We start from the raw sequence: 21,816 nt of genomic DNA, 5'->3' as shown, positions 1-21,816 counted from the left end.
TGACAGAAATAGGAGCCTCGTTAATCTATTTGGGTAGTTGGCCAATGCTAACCTCCCTCGGATGAAAGCCAAATTTGATGTCATCGGCAAGCAACTCGTTATGCATGTATACGGAATCGATTTTACTGCCACTTATCACAAGCCAATCCTGAACAACGTAATGGTCTTGCTCAGAAGGGATTTGGATCTGGAATTACACTTATGCGTTATTACTCCGGCGGAGGTCATTACAGAGCTCTTAGACAGGGTATTTGAGGTCGATTACCGCTCCAGAGAGGTAAATATAATATGGCAGGAGACCATAAGCTTAGGAAGCTAGTTATGTAACCACTTTTCAATTGATTAAACTAGGGAGATTGTTAGAAGTTGTAAGATACAACAATTGAATATGACTGATTAATGTGAGATAATATTTAGAGAACATAGGTTCTTAATACAAATAATAGGACTGTGATAAATGGGGAAAGCCATTGATGCAATTAATGCCGGTATGACGTATCAAAATCTATATTTTTGGTTTTTTGCATCCGAGTTACTACATAATAATACCAATATTAAAGAAGTATCCTACGAAGATGATCGAATTAAATCTCTTGATGATGTTGTAGTAGAGTATTTCGAACCCATAACAGGTGATTATGATGTTGCAGACGAAATCACCATGGACTTTTATCAGGTCAAATATCATGTCAAGAATACACAACAAATTGAATTGTTAGACCTCATTAATCCTTCTTTCATTAATGCCTCTACACACTCGTTCTTAGATCGTGTACGCGATGCTTTAACGCAAGGGTACACCAACGCTCGTTTTCATTTAATAACACCCTGGAACATAAAAAAAGGCGATCTTTTAGAAAAGTTATTGGATAATCATCACAATAAATTAAATTTGAATGATTTTTTTGACGAAAAAAAAGGAACTAAAGTAGCACTGGCTCGAAAATCCATGATGAAATACCTTGGTTTAAATGATGAAGAAGATCTGCGGAAAATCTTAAGAAGTATCCGCATTCAGCATAGTAAACCCGGTATTTCTATGCTAATTAGAGATATGCTTAATTCGAAATTAATGCTTGCAGGGCTTAAACCCATTGATTTTAAAGTGCTCGTTAATCCTTATAACGACTTAATCGTTAATTGTGCGAGCAAAGGAAGTAAGCGTTTCAATAGGGAAACTCTCTTGAATTTGTGCCGAAGAGAGGGACTATATACGGGCCTGCAACTAATTATAGACGAGATTCCTGTTGGCATTCGTAGTTTCTTTTCCCATGCAGAAAATTTGGAGGAAGAGACTAGCCACTTACTATGTCTTTGTGACCACTTCGATGGAAGACTTATTAAACCAGAAAAAACCTGGAACGACGATATTGCACAGAAGTTAAGAGAGTTCTCAAAGGAAGTCTTTTTACCAGGTAATGCCTACTTACTTCAGCTCAACGCACACCTCTCCATAACATTTGCTTTAGGATTAACCCTAAATCCTAAATCAGGAGTAAGAGCATTTCCTGTACAGCGCGGAGACGGTTTAATTGCATGGATTCCCGATGTACAATACCAGGACCAAGGTTATTTAACTTTCATCGAAGAGGTTTCAGATGGTACTTCAACTGAAGGAGATACGGTTGTTGCCATTAGTGTAACTCGTGATGTAAAACCTCATGTTGAGTGGCACATTGAGAATAGCCAACTCTCCGTGAAAACCTTTTATCATTTCCGTATGCCATCAGAAGGATTTAAAGCTGTCAAGGATGGTACGCATGCCTGGAAACTAGCTGAGCAAGTAATCAAAGCTTTAGATAAACGAAATCCTAATCAAAGGAAAGGTAAAGTTCACTTTTTTATTTCGGGGCCTAATGGCTTTGTTTTCTTCCTTGCTCAACAAGCTGCAAATATTCCAGAGATTGTTCTATATGAACATAATATTTCTGGCGATGGAACATATATCCCGTCTTTTTTTCTCCCAAACTAATAAAATGGAGGTCTTAATATGAATATTCCAACTTACTTTGCAAGATTCCTTAAAGAAATTCGGCTAACAAGTAATCAAGTGAATGATCTGATTAAAGGTCACACTACTTTAAGGAAAAGATTAGAAGAAGACGAAGAAATGTCGAAGATAATTGTAAGTACGTTTCTTCAGGGAAGTTATCGAAGATCTACCGCTGTTCGACCAAAAGGAGAAAGCCGCTCCGATGTCGATGTCATTGTAGTAACAAAATTGAGTATGGAGGAATACAGCAATCCTGAGGATGCTCTTCAAGTTTTTGTACCGTTTATGGAGAAGTACTATGCTGGCAAATACAAGATTCAAGGTCGTTCAATAGGAATCTCTTTAAGTTATGTTGACCTAGATGTCGTCATAACGGCAGCGCCTTCAGAAAGTGAAGAAGGAATTCTGGAGTCAATTAGTGTCACTGATACTCGTGCACTGGAAGAGATTGAAACATGGACCTTAAAGAAATCATGGGCAGTCCTTGATGAAACGTTGGATTCAAACTTTGTATGGAAGACCTATTCCAACGAAAATGAACCTGAATGGAAGTCGGTTCCTCTCTGGATACCTGATCGAGAGGCTAAAGAATGGAAACAAACCGACCCTTTAGCTCAAATTAAATGGACACAAGAAAAAAACAAATCATGCAATCGTCATTATGTCAACGTAGTTAAGGCTTTAAAGTGGTGGAGAAGATTGAATGATGTGCCGAAATATCCAAAGGGTTATCCTTTTGAACATTTGATCGGCTTATGTTGCCCTGATGATATCAGTAGTGTCGGCCAAGGGGTAACTGAAGTTTTAGAGGCTATTGTTAACGATTACCCAACAAAGCCTTTTATGGCAGACCATGGTGTACCTGAGCATGACGTTATGGGAAGGGTTACTGATGAAGAATACGATGAGTTCTATAAGCTTATCCAAGAAGCAGCTATAATTTCGAGGAAGGCTACAGATGCGACCACAGTAAAAGAAAGTGCAGAAGAATGGAATAAACTCTTCGGTTCTAAATTCCCTACATCAGAGGCAACAACCGACACGGATAACAGGGCAAGTGTAGGATTTTCAAAAAGAGAAAATCCTACGACTCCTAATATTGTAGGTGGACGTTTCGGATGATTAAATCAACCCCTGAACGTATAAATACTGGATGTGTTCACCTAGAAGTATTGGAGGGGTACCAGCAGCTAGAAGAGGTGTACTGGTTTGAGAGGCTTAAGAGTTGGGTTCTTCATTTTAGCTTAAAGGTACCGGGGCTAGATATAAATTCATCAATACCCAGAACAACGCAGTGGTATTTGCTTATAGATCCCCTTTATCCAAGGGGATCTATAAGCATATTTCCCGATAGAATAAATAGTATAACCCTGACCTATCAACATATGAATGAAAATATTGAACGTGATCACCTCCCTTGGAGGTTAGGAAGGATTTGCACTGATTGGGATACCAGTCAACTGGAATTACTGTCTGACAGTGATGAACTCATGGATGCAGAACAGCGCATTTATTGGCATGTGCAGCGACTGAAACAGTGGCTGCTTGCTGCTTCAAATGAATCTTTAGCCATGCCAGGAGACCGTTTCGAATTGCCTCATTCTCACTTCGAACCGAAGTTTTCAGTGGTTTTTGCTGAAGAACAAAAGCATCTTAAAATATGGAACCAAACCAAAATAAGATCAGGACATGTATCTCTTAAGGAGGTAAATGAATATCCTGACACTTTATTTGTGTCGAATTTCTTTGGTAGGAAGTCAGAGGTGATCCATACATATGATTGGGGAAAACTTATCGGAGCTGATTCTAATAAGTTATTCCTTGGTGTATGGGTGTTGCTTCCGTTTCAACCTATAGTAAAGCCCTGGTTCTATCCAAGAACCATCAGAGAGTTGGAAAGACTCTGCAAAGAACACCATTTTGATCTCTGGAATGAAATTTATGAACATATGAATATTTTCAGATTAGAGAACCAGAACCGAAATTTTTTGCTAATTGGATTTCAAATCCCTGAACACATTGGGGGACAAAACGCAGTCGTCCACTGGATCAGTTTTGAAGTCGCCAGGTTAACAAAAAAAGTGAAAAAGACTAAAGGATTTAGACGAGCAAAAGATTACTATTTTCACCGTGATCGCTTGACTCAGTTAAAGCCAGAACGAGAATTAAAATATATCCGTGCAGAGAACTGGAGTAAGGAAGCGATTCTGAGCCGCGGTAGTTTAGATGAGAGAGTCCAGAGGGATGGAGCCATTTTAATCGGTGCTGGTGCACTCGGTTCAGCTATTGGAGAATTACTAAGCCGAACCGGTATATCAAAAATCTTGGTCTGTGATGAGGATATTCTAAAAGTCGGCAACCTTTCTCGGCATACACTTGGCATAAACCATCTATCTATGAATAAGGCAGAGGCTTTATCGAACCGAATAAATCATAACAGTGTACACGTCTGGTCCTCAGCTATAAATAAGTCCTTTCCGAATTTGTCTGAGGATGAGGTGGATATAGTAGAGGGATATGACATACTTATCGATACTACAGGTAGCGATACAGTTATCGATCACTTGTACTCTTTCGACTGGACACTACCGAAAAGATTTGTTTCTGTATCCCTTGGGTTTGGAGCTAAGAGGATGTTTATTTTCCTATCGAACAAACACCCGTTTCCTCGCCAAACTTTCTATGATCTTGTCAAACCATGGATTGAGTTAGAACAAGATGAAAACAAGGACATTATCTTACCTAGAGATGGAATCGGATGTTATCATCCCTTGTTCCCGGCTCGTTCCGATGATATTTGGGTTATGGCTGGATTAGCAATAAAAGAGATGGAACCATGGTGGCTCAATCCGCTCGGTCCCAACATATTCGCTATCTATGAACAACAGCAAATAGATGGCATGCCGGCAGGTGTTATACTAAAGCATCGCGAGGTGTTTTAATGCTTGTTCATAGATACAAAGATATTGAGAGCGATCTTGAGGTTGAGTTCTGTGACGACATTTTAGCGTTTATGTTGGCTCATTGCAGTTCAAGTGGGGATTTAGAAACTGGGGGTATTCTGGCTGGATATTATGATGACGCATTAAAAAAAGCCGTTATTGTAAGGAGCAGTGCTGCACCCAAAGACTCCAAATTCACAAGAACTCGATTTTATAGAGGCGTAGAAGGTTTAAAGGACTGGCTCGATTCGTTATGGAAAGCCGAGAAGGCATTTTATCTGGGAGAATGGCACTTTCATCCTTTTTCCTCGAGCAAGATGAGTACCATTGATTCCAAACAAATGATTTCTATATCTTCTAATAGGTCAATGAATTGTCCTGAACCTATTTTGCTAATTATTGGGGGAGATCCTAAAGGTCAATACTCAGTGTCCATCATTGTTTTTATTAAAGGTAAGACTCAAATCGAACTTAGAGAATATTCATCTATAAGAATGTAACCAGTCTGATTGAATGGTTTTTGAGAACAGTGTGTTCTTATTTGTCACATGACAAGAACATAGTCTTTTAAGAAACCACGCTGCGCGTGGTTTTTCTATTTTAAGGGATCAAGTTCTTGTTGTCCTTTGCTCGAGACAAAAACTTGGTCCTTTGCTGATGATGGACAAGAACATGGTCTCATTGCCGATTAGATAGTTATTAAATCATATTTCGGTGGTAAAATCACGCAGGAAAATATACATTCAGATGAAATATCGACACTTTAGGCACCAACGAAGTGAGAGACAAGATCAGACAGTTTTATATCAAGGACTATGTTCTGGAGGTCTTGATCGAATACTGTTCGAAGTACCAGGTAAGTAAAGTGGATCATAATAACCTTAGTATTCGACTTTTTGTAATGCTTCTCAAATTGGAGAGAGAGCAGTCAAGATCACTATCTTAATAAAATTCAGATCCGCCCAAAGAATCCCCTCAACCGAAAAATATGAAGATTGGCGAAACAATTGACGTGTTTAACCCCTATATATTGACGGATACAAAGAAAAATCAAGATCGTACGTATTTCGCCCTTAATTTAACGAATAATGAGACGTCTATAATACCCAAATTCTTCATGTTACAATTGAATCATGAATAGTGGAGGTGGAGAAATGTCAATCATTACTGCAGAGAGTCATATACGAAATTATATTAGTGATCCAAAGAAAGTCGAAAAACTCTTGTCTTATATGGATAGACACGAAACCATCGGAGAAGAAATATTTCCATACCTTGGTGAAAGTGATAACCGACTATATTTCAGCGCTCCGTCAGTGCCCAAAGAAGTTTTTCTTACGCGCATCCCTTTCTATTTTTACAAACCGGAAATAATCAGCCTTGAAAATATAGGTGATCTTAATGAATACATCATGGGTATATATAGTACGCCAAGGTTAGCCAAGAATGTTGCGGAAAATACGGACCTTCTATACAGCGTTATAGAGAAGATGCACTATCACCATCAACTCACAATGAAACAAATATTTAACTATCCTCATCAACAAACAGGCATGGGAAGCCAGACTGAGTTTGTTTTTAAATGGTCGCACTACTTGGATCTGACAGAGTCTTTCCCAGGTGCAGAGAAAATGCCGAAGAAGTTTATTGTATCCTATAACAATATACTTGAAAGTGTCGGACTTCCACCGATAATTTATTATCTGCAAGAAAGTTACACATACGAATATATCAGTCGGAAGGGCCAGGTGTTCGAAGTCTCTGGTACATTCCCATGTGATGACGATGGGAAACCAATACTTAGGTGGATCGGGCTCAAAATAAAAAATCCAATGCGAGTATGGGCTGAAGTAAACAAACGTTTTAAGGGCAAGATTTTCATAGAGGCTGGTCCAAAGACAGCTATTTGGGGATTGAATCTATGGGAGGAACCTGAAGATGTTGAGGAGCTATGGACTCCTTTGCACATAGGCCCGCAGCTTATGGAATTTGATAATATTGAACTCAAATATATTCGCGATCGTGAAGGGTACACTCAGAAAGAAGTTGCCACAGCAATCGGTACATCGATTCGCACTTATCAAAAATGGGAATCTGGAGAAACCACACCTGACAGCCATAATCTACTTCGACTTATGAACTTTTTGGATATCAGCGATACTAAAGAATTAACTAGGTATATGGACATTAAAGATGTATCTACCGAATGATATTCCAGAAACTGCAGCATTAGGGTCCGTAGCTGGTCAGCACGCACCAAATCTTCGAAGGCCGTTCTGTGCCACGGCAGCCTTGGGGCATCCCCATTTCGCTCTTCAAAGGCTGAATGAGCGGCTTACTTATGTACTGATGAGCGAAGTGTGCCGTATGAGGCGAATCCGGACTACGATCGGCGCTGGTGTGGATCCATAATAAATAAAACTGCCGGAAGACAAGAACTTATATCGTTAGATGAAATAAACAAGAACTTGTATTCGCCAAGTAGATAATTGTACACCAATACAAGTAGCCAGGGACCCTGTATGGAAATTACATAATTAATTTAGGTTGTGGAGCAGCACAGGGCGAACTCGAAACACCGCAACAGAAGAGGGGGAGTAATCGCTAATTAGTAACTCAAGCATTCTGAGCTTCTCCGGAATAAGTCTGATCAGTGCAAACGACCCTGCAGCGCGAACTTAGTCTCATCCCCGATTTGTTAAAGTAGAGATAAATTAATGATAAATTTAATTTTCTAACCTCGAGGAAGAGAATATAGTCTCTTGACACCGGTAAGAATAATGGGTATATTTGTTAACAAATCCGAAAGCATCGGTCAGATTGGTCTGCGAGTTCTGCTTGCAGACTTTTTTGTTTATTATTATCAATTAGATTCTTATAGGTAGGTATTTAATATTATTAACTATATTTGCATAAAGGAGGATTTAAAATGAAAGAAAAGGTTACGGTAAGAAGTTTAATAAAACATAAAGGTATCGATAAAGACTTTACACCTGTACCAACTGGATTATTTGATAATGGTTGGATGGGGGTTCTTCCAGTTTATGACGCAAAATTAATCACTACGTTAGCTCATTTAATAAGTATGGGACTCACGAAATCCGAGGTTCTCGAGAAACTTGATCAGTATATGGATAAAGAAGATTTCAATACATTAGTTTTGAAAGATAGTTTTGAAACAGAAGAAGAGGGGGAAGATTTTTTAGTATCATATCAGCGTGAATTTTCAGTAAAAGAACGGTTAGAGATGAATGGATACTCTTATCCGAGTAACATAGAAGAAGCTCTAGCTTTATTTTTGGAATTTAATATATTAATGGAAATCGTTGAAGATAATGTTGAATACTTCGATTTAGCAATAAATCCATTTCCAAATCCAGTAGATTATTTTGACAAATAGAAAATGTAAATCGGTAAAGCTACGCGTACTTGACATAAAGCCTCGTCTTCTAAGACGAGGCTTTTAAAAATATTTTACGACTGCAATATGTGTTGAATCTAGTCGAAATGAAGAAGGGGTTCGAGTAACGAGTAGGGAATTTTACTATACATAGGGTTAGTGAAATATTTTTAGAAAAGAGTGATTAAATGGAAAAGTATAAACCGTTTGATGAAAAAAGCTCAAAGCAGCTTACTGATATATTGAAGGAGTTATTTGGAGACAGCGAACCGTTCCCAGTGCTAAAAAGTGAATATAAGCCAATCCCATTAAAACAAAAGGATGATATTAATTACGAAATTCAATGGCAGACCGATAATATTGAGAATGAAGGACATAAGGTAATCCATGTAGACCAGAACCGACATGGTGAAACTATAATAATCTATCGTTTGGTGTACCAAGATGATATAGATGATAGGAATATTCACTTGCGTATAAGGATCATTACTCCGAAGGGGGTTAAGGCACCTGACTCGAACGCTTTCCTGGTTATCTACCCTGAAACCAAGCGTATGGAGATTGCGGACATACGAATTGAAGGTGACAGAGTTAGTCGCGGCTACGGATCAATCACAATGAATGCCATTTTGAAGCTTGTCGACCAGATGCATATCCGGTTTATCACTGGTTGGATTTCGAGTGTCGACTGGGATCACATCAACCGATCGGAGCAATTTTACAGTAAGTTTGGCTTTGAGTGCGATCTAAACCATGAAACTAAGTATGGCACGATCACTTGGATCAATCAATCACTCGGGGCTACTCGAGAAGAACTAAAGAACCTAATGAAACCTATAAAGGCAAGATCAGAATAAGTCTCAATGAATTTATTTTACAACATTTTCCTTTCTGTTCAATAGTATTGCCTAATCATTTTTGGAATAATCAAATGGCTGCTTGCACTTAATGAACCGATTATAGGAGGAGTATGTTTGGCAAATGTAACAGTAAGAGAGGCAGATGGAAATTCTTTACCTCATATTCTACGCATCTATAATCAGGGGATTGAAGATCGTATCGCAACGTTAGAAGTTGAGCCAAAAGACATGGATTACATGGAAAACTGGTTCAACTGTCACCAAGAGAGGTATAAAGTTCTTATCGCCGAGAGCGAAGATCAAATTGTTGGTTGGGCTTCATTAAATCCATATTCACATCGGTGTGCATATAAAGGTGTTGCCGATCACTCAATTTATATAGATCGGAAATTTCGAAATAAAGGAATTGGCAGCTTATTACTGCGAAGCTTAGAAGAAGTAGCTGTAAATGAATCATTTCATAAGATTATTTTATTTACTTTTCCTATAAATACGCTAGGACAAGGATTGTATAACAAACTGGGTAGTTGGAGTATTTGAAAGACAAGGGATAATGGACAATAAATATATAGATGTAATAATTATGGAAAAAGTTCTTTAACAAGTTGGAAATATCAATTTGATAATGGTTAAGGTATGAAAGAAAGCACCTTATGCAGGGTGCTTTTTTTCATACCTAATGATTAACATAAATTCTTTCTAATGCTTCCATCTGAATTGGTTTGATTGAGAGGATAGGGCGAATTTTCTTAGCTTGAGCCTCAGCTTCCTGGAAGTTCGTTATCCGTACAAGGGTAAGAATCACAAAGCAGATGATAAGATCCTTGACTTATTGTTTAGCAAAGACAGGAATAACTACAACTGATTTAACCAAAAAAATCAAATCTAATAAAAAAGTAAACACGGGACCCTCTTAAAGGTCCCGTGTTCTTTTATAAAAATTCCTTTAGTATTGTCTTTACTTTCTTTAAATCAGATCGATCAATTTTCAATAGTATGTCTAGCGTCTCTTGGATGATCGGGTCCTGATCAATCTTTTTGAGTCCTTTACTGTAAGAGAAAAAATCATATATTTGGACTTCAAGAGCTGCAGCAACTTTTTGTAAATTTATTAAGGTTATATTTTTTTCTCCACGTTCTAGGCCACCAATATATGAGAAATGTAAACCAGCTTTCTCACCAAGTAATTCTTGTGACCAACCTTTTTGTTTTCGTATATCTCGTATTCTTGCTCCAACTAATTTCAAAATGGAAGACATTTATCCACACCTCTTATTGAAAGTGTAGACAAAGAATAATGTTAAAAACATACACTTAAAAGTATCATAGTTACTATTTGATATATATACGTATTAAATTATTTATGAATGATTATACTACTACTATAAATCACCAAATTTAAAAGGAGTGTAGTAGTACATGAATATTGATGAAATTAAAGTGGGTGTAGCTAGAGTAACAGCCGACGGCCTGGTGTTCAAAGGGAATATTTATACCAATGCTCAAATGATTAAGCACCAGTGGTTTGAACATGCCGCTAATTATGGGGAATGGGAATGTCCAGTTGGGTACATCGAATCAAATCTCGAGTACCTTGTATTGTTTAATCAAAAAGAAATGGAGGTAGCAACTAGTGTTGAAATAAAGGGATTACTTCCAGATGAAGCAACGTTACAGGCGTATTATGAAGGTATAAATAATTTAAAAACAAAATTCTTTTCAATGCGAGAACACAATAATTAAGCTGTTACAAGTAAAAATAATTGATACTGGGAAGTACCAACGATGTATCGTATACTCTTTCACGGTAATAAATCATGTATAGAAATCTGGAGAGCATCGGCAATTCGATAGAGATAATGAATCCGAACAGGTTGACGACCAACTTCAATGTTTGCAATTGTAGGTCTGGAAAGTTGAACGATCAGTGATAAAGCTTCTTGGGTTAAGCCTCGATTTTCTCTGTTAACCCGTATTAAATCACCTATTTCTTTATAGCATATTGTTTTGCTCATCTTTATTTCTCCTCTCTGAATCTACAAAGTCTAGTATTTCCAGAATACAAGAGATCTAGAACTTAATCGTTCAACATTTACATAATGATTAAAACATAAACAATTAGGAAATACAGAGTATAAATAATCTATGTTTAGGAATGAAACGTTCGATGAACAAAAGGATGTTACCCTATACACCTATAGTGATGCCCAGAAATAAAAAATACGGAAACAACTATTGGAAGATGAGGGGACCAAAAGTTAATCGTAATGTGATTCTGTACAGTGATTTAGAATACGATCATTGGGTGACAGTGGAGACAGATCCAACTGTGATTACTTATTGCGAGCAGCCTTTAGAGATCACATATGTTCTGGAGGGGAAACAGCGTAGAACGATATTTGATATGTGCGTGCTTAAAGAGGATGGTAATGAATATTTTATTGAAGTGAAATATGAGAAGGACCTACTCTCAAGTAGTCGGAAGTATGATCAAACCATGCGACAAATTGAAGCACAGAAAGAATGGTGCCGGCTTAAAGGAAAGTTACATGAAGTGAGGACGGAAAAAGACATCCGCACAGGGCCCTATGCCATTGAAAATCGCATTAAGGTTTTAACGAGCATTTCAAATTCTATGGCTTCCTTATCTCTGCAAGACATTTCTTTATGCATTAGTAGTAAAAAAACTAGCATGAGGGATCTTTGTAACCAACTTGGCAGTTTTAATACTTATGATGTATTTCTTGCATGTTACAGGCTTTATTACAAAGGAGAAATTAAAGCTGACTTAGAGTCAACAATTTGGAATATGGATATGGAGGTGTGGAAAGATTGAGCCGAATAAGGATATATGAAGCGGCAGATTTACTTCCTGAACAAATAAATCCTGAGTTGTGGCCAATCGTTGATGAGTTGCTTTTAGCTGAAGAGGATAGGAATATTTATATTGCCCGAAAAAATGCTGTTAATATGTATTTCAAAGGTACTAAAGTAAAGGAAATTCATGAACTGACAGGTATTCATCCTAAGAATCTTCGCAGAATCGTTCGACGCTGCATGTCGATATCTGATAATGGAGTTGTTTGGGGATTTAGAGCGTTGATTCCACAAAAAAAGGTAAAAAACTATCAGCTTATAATAAAAAATGGAAAGAAAAATGCAAGTAGAAAAACAGGAGAGTTTAATCTTCTACTGGAAACTTATCCTGTACTTCCAGATTTAATTAAGGATCTTTATCTGGGAAATCACCGTCGATCACTGGAACCCGCTATGAAGCCTAAAGACATACATAAAAAGTTTATAGAACAATGCAGAAACTTAGGTATTCCCTTAAGCCAGTATCCCTTTAATACGGATCATCTGGGTTATAAAGCACTACAAAGATATTTGAATAAATTGAGTTGCATTTATTTTGGAAAAGGCAAAACTCGTTATGGCCAAGATACTATAACTAAAGCTAAACATACAGGGGAAGGGGAACAAAATCACCCTTCAACACTACATCCATATCAAAAAGTACAATTCGATGCTCATCGTATTGACGGATTTTTTATTATAGAAATTATGACACCAGAAGGTGATTTGGTTCCTGTTGTGCTTGATCGATTTTGGGTTCTGACATTGATTGATGTGGCCACTAGATGTGTTTTGGGATACGCAGTCAGTCTAAGCAAAGAATATAGTGCTGCAGATGTTATGCATTGCTTTAGGAACGCTGTAATTCCTCATAAAAAAGTTAGCATCACTATTGATGGTCTAAGGTATAACGAAACCGGTGGGTTCCCTTCCGAGATTTATCCAGATGCAACCGCCTGGGCTGTCTGGGATGTGATTTGCTTCGACAACGCTAAATCTCACTTGGCCAACCTGGTACAAGATCGACTCACTCATTTAATTGGGTGCGCAATGAATCTGGGCCCAGTTGCTTTACCCATGAGAAGGGGAATTATCGAACGTTTTTTCGAGACATTAGAAGAAACAGGGTTTCACAGACTTCCTAACACTACAGGAAGCAATCCTGATGACCCAAGAAGAACAAAGCCGGAGAAGAATGCGTTGAAATATAAAATGACATTTGAACATCTAAAGGAACTCATTGACGTGCTTATTTCTGATTACAACGGAAAACCGCATGGAGGAATTTATCACCAAACACCTCTTGAACTGCTGGGTAAACGTATGGGCGTTGGATTGCTACCCAGACTTTTAGAGGAAGAAAAACGAAGAGAGGTGTTATTTATGCAGACTACACTGTCAAGAACTATCCGGGGCTCTCTAAAATCAGGAAAGAAGCCATATATTCAGTTTGAAGGTGTCGAGTATAGAAGTGAAAAACTTGCCCATTCAGCTCATTTAATCAATAAAGAGCTTGTTATTCATGTGAACGTTGATGATCTGCGAACGATTAGAGCATTTTTATCTGACGGGAGCGAATTTGATTATCTGACTGCAGCGGGCAAATGGTCTATAACTCCTCATACATTACAAACTCGAAAAGCAATAAATTCATTAGTTCGCCGGCGATTAGTTTACCTTACCACTTGGGATGATCCCGTATTTATCTATACTGAGTATCTCATGATGAATGCGGCTAACGGAAAGAGAGGAGCCGCAAATAAAGTTACACAAGTAAGAGAATCAACCAAACAAAAGCGAAAAACTGTTAATGAACCCGAGGGTCAGACGATCGCATTAGAGGAAGCTGAAAAGCAAAATTCTGCTCTAGATAGAGCTAGAGAACTTGCGAAAAAAGAGCAAATTGATAAGGAGTTTGAAGAGTATAAAGATTTGATGAAGTTGTATAAAACGAAACTTTAAGTAAGGGGATTGTTATGGATAATACACCTCATGTGAAAATAGGGACACATCCGATTGAAACAGGTGACTACATTATACCTACCAAAGAAGTTCTACGATTAATGGGAAGCATCATGAAGATTGTGAATAATCGTCTCCCAGGAATGATAGTGTACGGCAGACCGAGAATCGGAAAAACCTGGGCTCTGAAGTTTGCTATCGAGCATTTACCTACCAGCTTTGGAGCTCCATTGCCCATTCTGTTAGCAAACTGTAATTCATATAGAATGCCAAGTGAAGAAAAGTTTTACTCAGATCTACTTGATGACTTTGATTTCCCTTTTGCCACAAAACGTAATCCATCAGAGTTACGAAGACAGATCGTCAATTTAATGCTTGAGAAAGCTGAGAAATCAAAGATTCGTCGTTTGGTACTTATAATAGATGAGGCTCACCGATTGACGGAGTTTCATTATAGTTGGCTAATGGATATATATAATGCACTGGTTCAGAAGAAAGTTAGCATGACTATTATTTCAGTCGGCCAAGAAGAATTGTTAGCACGCAGAACGTTTTTCCTGGAACAAAAAAAGTCTCAGATCATTGGTCGCTTTATGACACATGAACATCATTTTCATGGAATACGAACAATAGAGGACATTCAACTAATTTTAAGTGGTTATGATTCTCCAGAAGTCTCTTGTTTTCCGGAAGGAAGCGGTTGGAGTTTCAGTCGATACTTTTTCCCTGAAGGTTACAATAAAAAGGAAAGATTAGAGAAAGAAGCTAAAGTCTTGTTCAACCTATTCGTGGAGCTGCGTAAAGAACATGGAGTTTCTGCAGCTTTGGAGATACCTATGGAGTATTTCTCCTTTACGATAGAAAATGCTTTGAAAAAAAATGGATTACATGGAGATCAGCATTACTGGATAAACAAAGCACAATGGAGAGAAGCCATTGAAATGTCGGGGTACGTAGAATCGGAAATCTACATGGCCCTTGTTTAATTAGAAAAGAGGGCGATTCAATGAAAGCGATTTGGAGGAAAGAATGGATACATGACTATGAAACTCCCTGGTCAATGTTTGAAAAATTGTCTTTAGCTAACGGCGTGAATAGGGACGATATTCTTGTAATTCTTGGTAATGACCACGTCAAGAGACTAACAAAGAAATCCATCGGGGATACGAGAAGAGAATTATTTGATCTTAGCAGTTTTGATGAAACAACTTTAGAGCTCATATTTGGATTAAACATCATGAAATTCTCTAAGAATTCAATACAATCGTTGACGTTTCCGTTAAGAAATCAAAAATATCCAATAAAGTCTTGGTTCTATCAACATCTACGGTGGTGTAAACATTGTATTTCAAGTGGATATCATAGCTGGTTCCACCAATTTAAACTAATGAATTATTGTCCTTTTCATAACTGTGAATTGCTAGAAGTATGCCCTTATTGTAAGGGACAAATACCGTTTCTTTTATCAAATAAACAAATGGGAAAACCATTTTCTTGTAAGTGTACATATGAGTTATCTGATTTTTCCAAATCACTATGGGATAGCTGGGAGAATCAATATTCAATCACTGATCCAGCTACATTACAATGGCTATCAATGAAAGAAAGTTCACATGAGGGGAAGTACTTGTTTTTCCCAGAAGTCAGTGATTTAAAGGTTTTAGTAGATCCATCCTCTATTATTTCAAAAGTACTCTTAAAACAAAATGAAAATCTCGTATCTATAGACGATTTTTACTCTTTATCGAGTCTTAGCAAAGAACTCTATAAAAAAAATGTTGATTCCTTTCATACAATTGATCGTTATATCAGAAGAAAGCTAGTAAAAGATCATTTACATTGTATTAGACAATTTTGGGATCTTCTTAAAAATGAAGATGAAGAGTTTCCTGAGATTTGCCCTGTTGCATATGCTTATGTGAACTGGAGGAAGGCCCTTTTGAAATCAGCGCATTTTTATCGATACTCAACGAGGAAAAATAAGGTACCTTTAATTAGTGGTCGATATGGGTATCAATTACTGACAAATTCGATAACTGACGAGATAAGAAGTATATTAGATGGATTTTTAATGATGAAAGAGGAGGGAGTCAATAGAAAAATTCTAGAATGGATACAAGAACAATGGACATATCAATTTAGCTTAAACTTTTTTTATAACTGTTTATCATCTTCTAGTTTGATACTGCAGCAAGATAATAATAAAGTATTATATTGGGATAGATTACTCAAAAAAACAAAAGAGGAGTTTAAGGTTGTTTTTAGATATTCTGAAATACAGGATAGTCGCTTAAAGAACATCTTAACATTAGAAATGATAACGAAAAATAAAAAACGTGCAAATATCTCAGAAAATCAATGTCCTAACAATAGTGTAAGTAAAAAAAGAGCCATTTCAAAAATGGAGTCATTCTCACCATTAAGATTGGCTATTGATGCTATGGATGGGTTAAACAAAAAACAAATAAAATATGTAGAAGCATATATTAAAAAGCATGATTCATTAGATTAAGTCCAAATCATGGGTTTTTTTTTGTGCCTAGATTTAGGGAGAATCAGCTAAGGGATCAAGTTCTTGTCCTAGAAGGGACTATGTTCTTGTCCTCCGACAACAAATGAGCTGGAATGGCTTCAAGCATACGGAAAGGGATTTGTACGATTTCTAGACATATGTACAAAATACAAGTTTTGTGAATATGTAATTCAAAAAGACTGTCAGAACCGGCTTCGACCGGTTCCTGGCTATCCGTATAACTCGATTTATTTATCCATATTGTTAACGGCAATGCGCATCTCTTCATCCGTTAAGTGCGTATAAATCATCGTGGTTTGAATCGATGCGTGGCCTAATTGATTTTTAAGCCGCGGTACGTCATTGTTTTCCTGATGATATCGCGTGGCAAAAGAATGTCTTAATGCATGTACGGTCAAAGCCGGTTTACCGTAAGCTGCAGCGTATTTTTCGATAAGTTTTTCTATCGATCTTGGCGTTAATCGCTTGTCTTTGCCTTTGCGTCCGATTGGCGCCGCCATAAACAAGTATGTTTCCGATTTTTCCGGTTTATACCGATTTTCGCGAACTTTTAAATAATTGTCCAAATCCGACTTTGCCTGTTCGCTAAAATATACGTATTGTTCTTTATTGCCTTTGCGAATGACCCGCACCAAACCCTTGCTTAAGTCGAGATCTTCCAAGTTGATGCCGGCGACTTCCGATAAACGCAATCCGGATCCGAGAATCAAGGAAACGATCGCCGTGTCGCGTTCGCGGTTGAATTCGTGAAACTGATAGAGCCGTTTATTGTCGCGGTTTTGCTCGCCGAAATCATAAGCAACGAACTGACGGAACAACTCAAAATCATCCGCGCGTAAAATTTTGCCTTCGATGCGATTGGCGATCGTTTCCTGGCTTTCTTTCATGGTATTAAATTCGATTTTGGCCATCACGTTGCGCTCAAGATATGGTTTAAGATCAGCGGTTTCGGCTTTGTTTTGCAAGTAATCAAACAGCGATTTAAGTGCCGAAAGTTTCCGGTTAATCGTGAGCTTCGAATTACTCAATTGATATTCCAGGAACGTCAAAAAGCTTTCGATTTCCCGGACCGTCAGTTTTTCAAGTACCGAAAGCTCAACGTCTTTACGGCTGGGGGCTGCGAAACGTTCTGCTACGAGCCAATCAAAAAAGATAATATAATCATGGCAATAATTCAATAACGTGGTGTGCGACAATTTGCGTTTGCGCGTATCGATGTATTCGGTCACGTACCACGGTAAATCCGTCAGTTTCTCATCGATGCGGCTCATATAATGAGATTTCGCGATTTTGTCCATTTTCGGCACGCACCTCCTTGTTCTAGAATAATCCATATCTATTTATTCGTCAAATTATTATTTTACGTAATAATAAATATCTTGCGTTGTCCTCCTGATAATATCTACCTCCGATAATTGATTGATGATTTCTGTATCACCATCTTCTGACGAGAATCGCTTACGTATCATATCGACTTCCCATAACTTTAGCGCGGGTAAGAAGCACCCACTGATTAACTTCATCGTATCCAGATACTTCGGCGATCACACGATAGCGTGGGTACATCCATTCAGCAGGGGTTTCAGATTTCAGAGCGGATGTATCCGTTAGACCTACGGCCTGAGGCTCTAATAAGTTAATCAAGGTACCTTGTGGAAAAAAAGCTTCTATATACCCTTCCACTCGAGTCCCGACAGGGAACAGACTTTGGGTCCGATACCAGCCTTCCATACCGAGTTGAAGCTGCTCTTGCCAGAGTTCCTCGAATTCCGCCTGACTAATTTCCTTGTAATAAGATTCCTGCGCATCTAGTGGGTGTTCTGCCAGCATGAAATGATTGGGATCATGATTTCGATTCGATGTGATACAGATCCCGTCATCATGATAAACCATCTGTCTGTATGCCACACCGTCGTTGTCAATTTCAAAATACCAGGTTCCCATTCCCGGTTCCTGTATATCTTTTAAATATTTCAAAACAGTCACTCCTATCAGCTTTAGATAATTCCCTGAAATCGATTTCCCTGAATGATATCCTACGAAGGTGCTCCCTCGATTATCTCTTGGTCCTTTTCCCCTCCCGTAATAACCCATTGTCATATATTTTAAAGCACGATAGTGCAATATATAAAGCTTAATAAATATTTAAATCTAATTATTTATTCATTAATCCCTTCGCGTTTAGCTTCAGATCCATCATAAAATTGATTATAAACTCATTTATTTCTGTTAAGCCCGCAAAAAAACAAGCACACCGATTATATTGGAGTAAGCCCAAATTAACTGTGTGCTTGTTAAAATGTCATTGTAACGAGATATATCAACTACTATTCCAACGAAATGTTAAATGAAGATCCCGCCGTTCCAGCAAATACAATCGTTCCGTTCTCAGGGAGAACAACTTCGTTACTGCCGCTGATTATGGTGTAGTTCACGCATGTTCCATTTCCGTCGTATACCGCATATGCTCCTTCCTCTGGCATCGCTACTATCATTTTTTTACCAGCAACTGCTTGGGGTACGCTATACCATCTGGCATGGCCATCAGTTTGCACTGTAACGGTAGAATTTTTCCCTTGATAGAGAGGTTTTACTTTATCCTCACTGACATACAAACTTCCAGCCGACTCAAAGTATTCGATACCTTCTTTCATATATAAACGAAATTCAGCACTATCTCGGCTTCCCGTTCCAGGGACTTGATGCTGGCTTACTGCAGTATCCGGTCCCGTAATTTTCTTATCCCCTAGATAATCCTTTAATTCCGGGGTACGGGAAACCTTGACGGTTGGATTAACCATGTATACAAGAGAGCTATACTTCTCACTCACAGCGAAATAGGATTTGCCTTCTCTCTTTTCCCATACCTCTTCACTCTCTTTAGATAAGGCCTGACTTTCCAGCTTCTCGGCTGCGTACTGAGATACTGCCAATTGTCCCAACCCCGGAACGTTTGCATATTCTCTAGTCCAAAGGTAGGTGCGTCCATTTTTTTCAGTTACAATGTTGATTTTCGAACTTCCTTCTTGGTTAACAAAAGACCCATCCGATGTATATACATATTTCTGCTCTGGATACTCGGGGACACTCGGTACCGATATTGATAGTTCTCCATCCTTTATAACAACTTTAAATTGTTGCCCTGTAGCACCATAATAGCCCGAGTACTTTGTGATATCGCTAGGCATGTCAGCCTTAACAGGCGTGCCGAATGATTTCTCCGCTTTAATGTCTTTGATTGCCCCCTTCTCTTTCAACGCCTGAAGAAGAAGTTCGTGTGCCAGAAGTTCGTTTGTCGAACTGCTTCCGCCTGAGGAGAGAACTGCAGCAGCCATGTTCTGCTCTGGAAGCACCACGAGAGAAGCGTGATATAAAATCGTGTCTCCGCCCTTGCTGAGACCCTTTATTTTATAATCACCGAACGGAAATAAATTTACACTATCCCAACCCAGCCCATAGTCAATTATATTATCCGCTTCTTTGGGCCACATCCCTTTCTTGTATTCCGCTTGCTCCATTGCTAGTACCGAACTGTCCGAGAGAATATCTTTATCATGTTTCATAAATATTTGCGAAAATTGTACCAAATCCTCTGCTGTGGAATAAATTCCACCCGTTCCAATCGCGTTGACAGTTTCATTTGGAAGCTGCTTTTGAAATGTTGGATAATAAAGACCAGGGAATTTGCTTGATTCTAATGCATCTTGCGATGTCTTCGTATGCTTCATATCTAACGGTTCGATAATATATTTATGAAGAAATTCGGTAAATTTCATACCACTGACTCTTTCTACAAGAATCTCAGCCAGGGTAAATCCGTCGTTGCAATAAACCGAGAATGCCCCCGGATCAGCTTTCAAACTCTGTGTAGACAATTGCTCTAACAGGTTATCATGCGCATACGTGTCATTATCATTGAACAGAAATGCATTACCTAGACTCGACCCTTGTAGTCCGGAAGAATGATTCAGCAGCATACGTGGCGTAATTTGTTTATATCGTTCATCTTCCATTTTGAAATCAGTTAAGTACTCCACTAAAGGGGTATCCAGATTGATTTTCCCTTCATCTACCAATTTCATGACGGCAACCGTCGTAAACATTTTGCTCGTTGACCCGATACCATACATGGTTTCTTCGGTTAAAGGGACCTTCCCTTCAATATCGTTTAATCCCGCCTGTCCTGTCACAGTAATCTTGCCATTGTCGATCAGTGCATACTGTACGCTGGTCGTACCGTACTGTTCGGTAAGCAGTGCCGCTTTCTCAGAAGCAGTAGTCGCCAGTGCCTGATTTGAAGTTGCAACGTTCTCGCTAGAAGCTAGTGCTGCAGTCGGGACAAGCGGTGCTAGTGCAATAGCAGCACTCAGAATCCATAGCAACCTTTTTTTCATTAAAAAACCTCCTTAAATATATAACTTATTTTGTATTACGTTTCATAAGATTGAATGGTTCATATTTCCACAAGAAAAATCTAACTCGATACAAAAGTCCCGCAATCAACTTTCATAGATTGCGGGACTTTTATGTAATTGATTTTCTACTACAGGATTTATTTATCTTTAAGTTTATTAATTAAAGCTAAAATTCGGTTATTCTTTGTTTCTTCCTTTATAGCAATTTCAATATAATTTATCTGCTCTCGCTTAATGTAATCAGGCTGAATTAGGAATGTATTCAGAATGTGGTGATCTTCAAGTTTTTTTGTAATGTAATCTGGCAAAACCATATTACGGTCAGTCTCGCATTTTTTAAGAATTACACGGAGTTTGTCACCGAGCTCTTTATGTACTGCTCTTCGAATAAATTCATTATAAACAAAATAATGCCCATTTTTTGACGGCAACAACGTATGGTCAAACTCGTGCCCGTCAACGATGATTTGAATAGGTACTCTACCATTAGTATTGAATATTTCCTTTACTGAGTATGGGAAATAAACTACTTTCCATTTCATTTTACCTTCCAGCATTTTTATCTCACTATCAAATTCATAAACCATATAGGATAACACTCCTCATTGTAGGGAATCTAATTCCGATTCCATAATTTAGAACTGTGACTATATTCTTGATCCCATTAAACAAAACCTTTTCTTTCTCAGCAGTGCTATTGGCAAATTTGTGAACCGCAAAGCTAGCTCCGCCCAATAAAACTACGGCGACCTGAGATTGTCTTTACTGTTGCTAAATTCATGACTGCTAATATCTCGGTCTCCCTCTTCAGTGACAAGCATACAATAAGAAAGCAGGACTGGCTTGTTACTCCAA

The 21,816-nt window shown here is 38.2% G+C and carries 18 protein-coding genes and 1 pseudogene; 13 read left to right on the top strand and 6 right to left on the bottom strand.

The features are described 5' to 3' along the window. Nucleotides 1-457: 457 nt before the first annotated feature. The 8 genes and pseudogenes from ACLB09_RS05375 (at nt 458) to ACLB09_RS05340 (ending at nt 9,796) form a co-directional block, all read left to right on the top strand. A complete protein-coding gene (locus ACLB09_RS05375; RefSeq protein ID WP_410768725.1) occupies nt 458-1,972 on the top strand; it encodes an SAVED domain-containing protein in 1,515 nt (504 codons plus the stop codon). Between the two features lie 18 nt (nt 1,973-1,990). Beyond that, nucleotides 1,991-3,115, top strand: a complete 1,125-nt coding sequence (locus ACLB09_RS05370; RefSeq protein WP_410768724.1) for an SMODS domain-containing nucleotidyltransferase — start codon at nt 1,991-1,993, stop codon at nt 3,113-3,115. Next, nucleotides 3,112-4,935 carry a ThiF family adenylyltransferase gene (locus tag ACLB09_RS05365; RefSeq protein ID WP_410768723.1) on the top strand — a complete coding sequence of 608 codons (1,824 nt, stop codon included), beginning with the start codon at nt 3,112-3,114 and terminating at the stop codon, nt 4,933-4,935. Before ACLB09_RS05370 ends, ACLB09_RS05365 begins: the two co-directional genes overlap by 4 nt. Further along, nucleotides 4,935-5,435: an MPN domain-containing protein gene (locus tag ACLB09_RS05360; RefSeq protein ID WP_410768722.1), complete on the top strand. Its 501-nt coding sequence runs from the start codon at nt 4,935-4,937 to the stop codon at nt 5,433-5,435. The genes ACLB09_RS05365 and ACLB09_RS05360 overlap by 1 nt, the downstream gene beginning before the upstream one ends. Nucleotides 5,436-6,089: 654 nt before the next feature. Beyond that, nucleotides 6,090-7,145: a helix-turn-helix domain-containing protein gene (locus tag ACLB09_RS05355; protein WP_410768721.1), complete on the top strand. Its 1,056-nt coding sequence runs from the start codon at nt 6,090-6,092 to the stop codon at nt 7,143-7,145. A gap of 719 nt (nt 7,146-7,864) precedes the next feature. Beyond that, complete coding sequence (locus ACLB09_RS05350; RefSeq protein ID WP_410768720.1) at nt 7,865-8,335, top strand: DUF6042 family protein; 471 nt, start codon at nt 7,865-7,867, stop codon at nt 8,333-8,335. A gap of 188 nt (nt 8,336-8,523) precedes the next feature. Beyond that, nucleotides 8,524-9,192: a hypothetical protein gene (locus tag ACLB09_RS05345; RefSeq protein ID WP_410768719.1), complete on the top strand. Its 669-nt coding sequence runs from the start codon at nt 8,524-8,526 to the stop codon at nt 9,190-9,192. A 117-nt stretch (nt 9,193-9,309) separates the two neighbouring features. Beyond that, a pseudogene (locus ACLB09_RS05340) lies at nt 9,310-9,796 on the top strand (arsinothricin resistance N-acetyltransferase ArsN1 family A). A 331-nt stretch (nt 9,797-10,127) separates the two neighbouring features. Here ACLB09_RS05340 and ACLB09_RS05335 read toward each other — a convergent pair. Further along, complete coding sequence (locus ACLB09_RS05335; RefSeq protein ID WP_410768718.1) at nt 10,128-10,454, bottom strand: helix-turn-helix domain-containing protein; 327 nt, start codon at nt 10,452-10,454, stop codon at nt 10,128-10,130. 160 nt (nt 10,455-10,614) lie between these two features. On the opposite strand from ACLB09_RS05335, the gene ACLB09_RS05330 reads away from it, so the two are divergent. Then, entirely contained in the window at nt 10,615-10,938 is a 324-nt protein-coding gene (locus ACLB09_RS05330; protein WP_410768717.1) for a hypothetical protein, read from the top strand. Nucleotides 10,939-10,997: 59 nt separating this feature from the next. Here ACLB09_RS05330 and ACLB09_RS05325 read toward each other — a convergent pair whose 3' ends face one another. Continuing rightward, entirely contained in the window at nt 10,998-11,210 is a 213-nt protein-coding gene (locus tag ACLB09_RS05325; protein ID WP_410768716.1) for a helix-turn-helix domain-containing protein, read from the bottom strand. A gap of 152 nt (nt 11,211-11,362) precedes the next feature. Between ACLB09_RS05325 and ACLB09_RS05320 the strand changes: the two genes are divergently transcribed. Genes ACLB09_RS05320 through ACLB09_RS05305 form a run of 4 tightly spaced genes read left to right on the top strand, consistent with a single transcriptional unit; the run spans nt 11,363 to nt 16,525 of the window. Further along, a complete protein-coding gene (locus tag ACLB09_RS05320) occupies nt 11,363-12,031 on the top strand; it encodes a TnsA endonuclease N-terminal domain-containing protein (RefSeq protein ID WP_410768715.1) in 669 nt (222 codons plus the stop codon). Next, nucleotides 12,028-14,013 (top strand): hypothetical protein, encoded by a 1,986-nt coding sequence (locus ACLB09_RS05315; RefSeq protein ID WP_410768714.1) that lies wholly within the window; start codon nt 12,028-12,030, stop codon nt 14,011-14,013. The genes ACLB09_RS05320 and ACLB09_RS05315 overlap by 4 nt, the downstream gene beginning before the upstream one ends. Before the next feature lie 14 nt (nt 14,014-14,027). Continuing rightward, nucleotides 14,028-14,999 carry an ATP-binding protein gene (locus tag ACLB09_RS05310; protein ID WP_410768713.1) on the top strand — a complete coding sequence of 324 codons (972 nt, stop codon included), beginning with the start codon at nt 14,028-14,030 and terminating at the stop codon, nt 14,997-14,999. Between the two features lie 20 nt (nt 15,000-15,019). After that, a complete protein-coding gene (locus ACLB09_RS05305) occupies nt 15,020-16,525 on the top strand; it encodes a TniQ family protein (protein WP_410768712.1) in 1,506 nt (501 codons plus the stop codon). A 248-nt stretch (nt 16,526-16,773) separates the two neighbouring features. Here ACLB09_RS05305 and xerS read toward each other — a convergent pair whose 3' ends face one another. From xerS to ACLB09_RS05285, 4 genes are all read right to left on the bottom strand, one after another. Beyond that, on the bottom strand, nt 16,774-17,844 hold the full coding sequence (xerS, locus tag ACLB09_RS05300) for a tyrosine recombinase XerS (RefSeq protein WP_410768711.1): 1,071 nt from the start codon (nt 17,842-17,844) through the stop codon (nt 16,774-16,776). A 160-nt stretch (nt 17,845-18,004) separates the two neighbouring features. Then, a complete protein-coding gene (locus ACLB09_RS05295; protein WP_410768710.1) occupies nt 18,005-18,523 on the bottom strand; it encodes a hypothetical protein in 519 nt (172 codons plus the stop codon). A gap of 350 nt (nt 18,524-18,873) precedes the next feature. Next, nucleotides 18,874-20,940 (bottom strand): serine hydrolase domain-containing protein, encoded by a 2,067-nt coding sequence (locus ACLB09_RS05290; protein WP_410768709.1) that lies wholly within the window; start codon nt 20,938-20,940, stop codon nt 18,874-18,876. A gap of 158 nt (nt 20,941-21,098) precedes the next feature. Continuing rightward, nucleotides 21,099-21,548 (bottom strand): DUF1905 domain-containing protein, encoded by a 450-nt coding sequence (locus ACLB09_RS05285; RefSeq protein ID WP_410768707.1) that lies wholly within the window; start codon nt 21,546-21,548, stop codon nt 21,099-21,101. Between the last annotated feature and the right edge of the window lie 268 nt (nt 21,549-21,816).

Source organism: Fontibacillus forbon (genome assembly GCF_046559655.1).
Taxonomy (GTDB): Bacteria; Bacillota; Bacilli; order Paenibacillales; family Paenibacillaceae; genus Fontibacillus.
The sequence above is the reverse complement of the archived record's forward strand: the minus strand, read 5'-3'. Positions and strand labels throughout refer to the sequence as shown.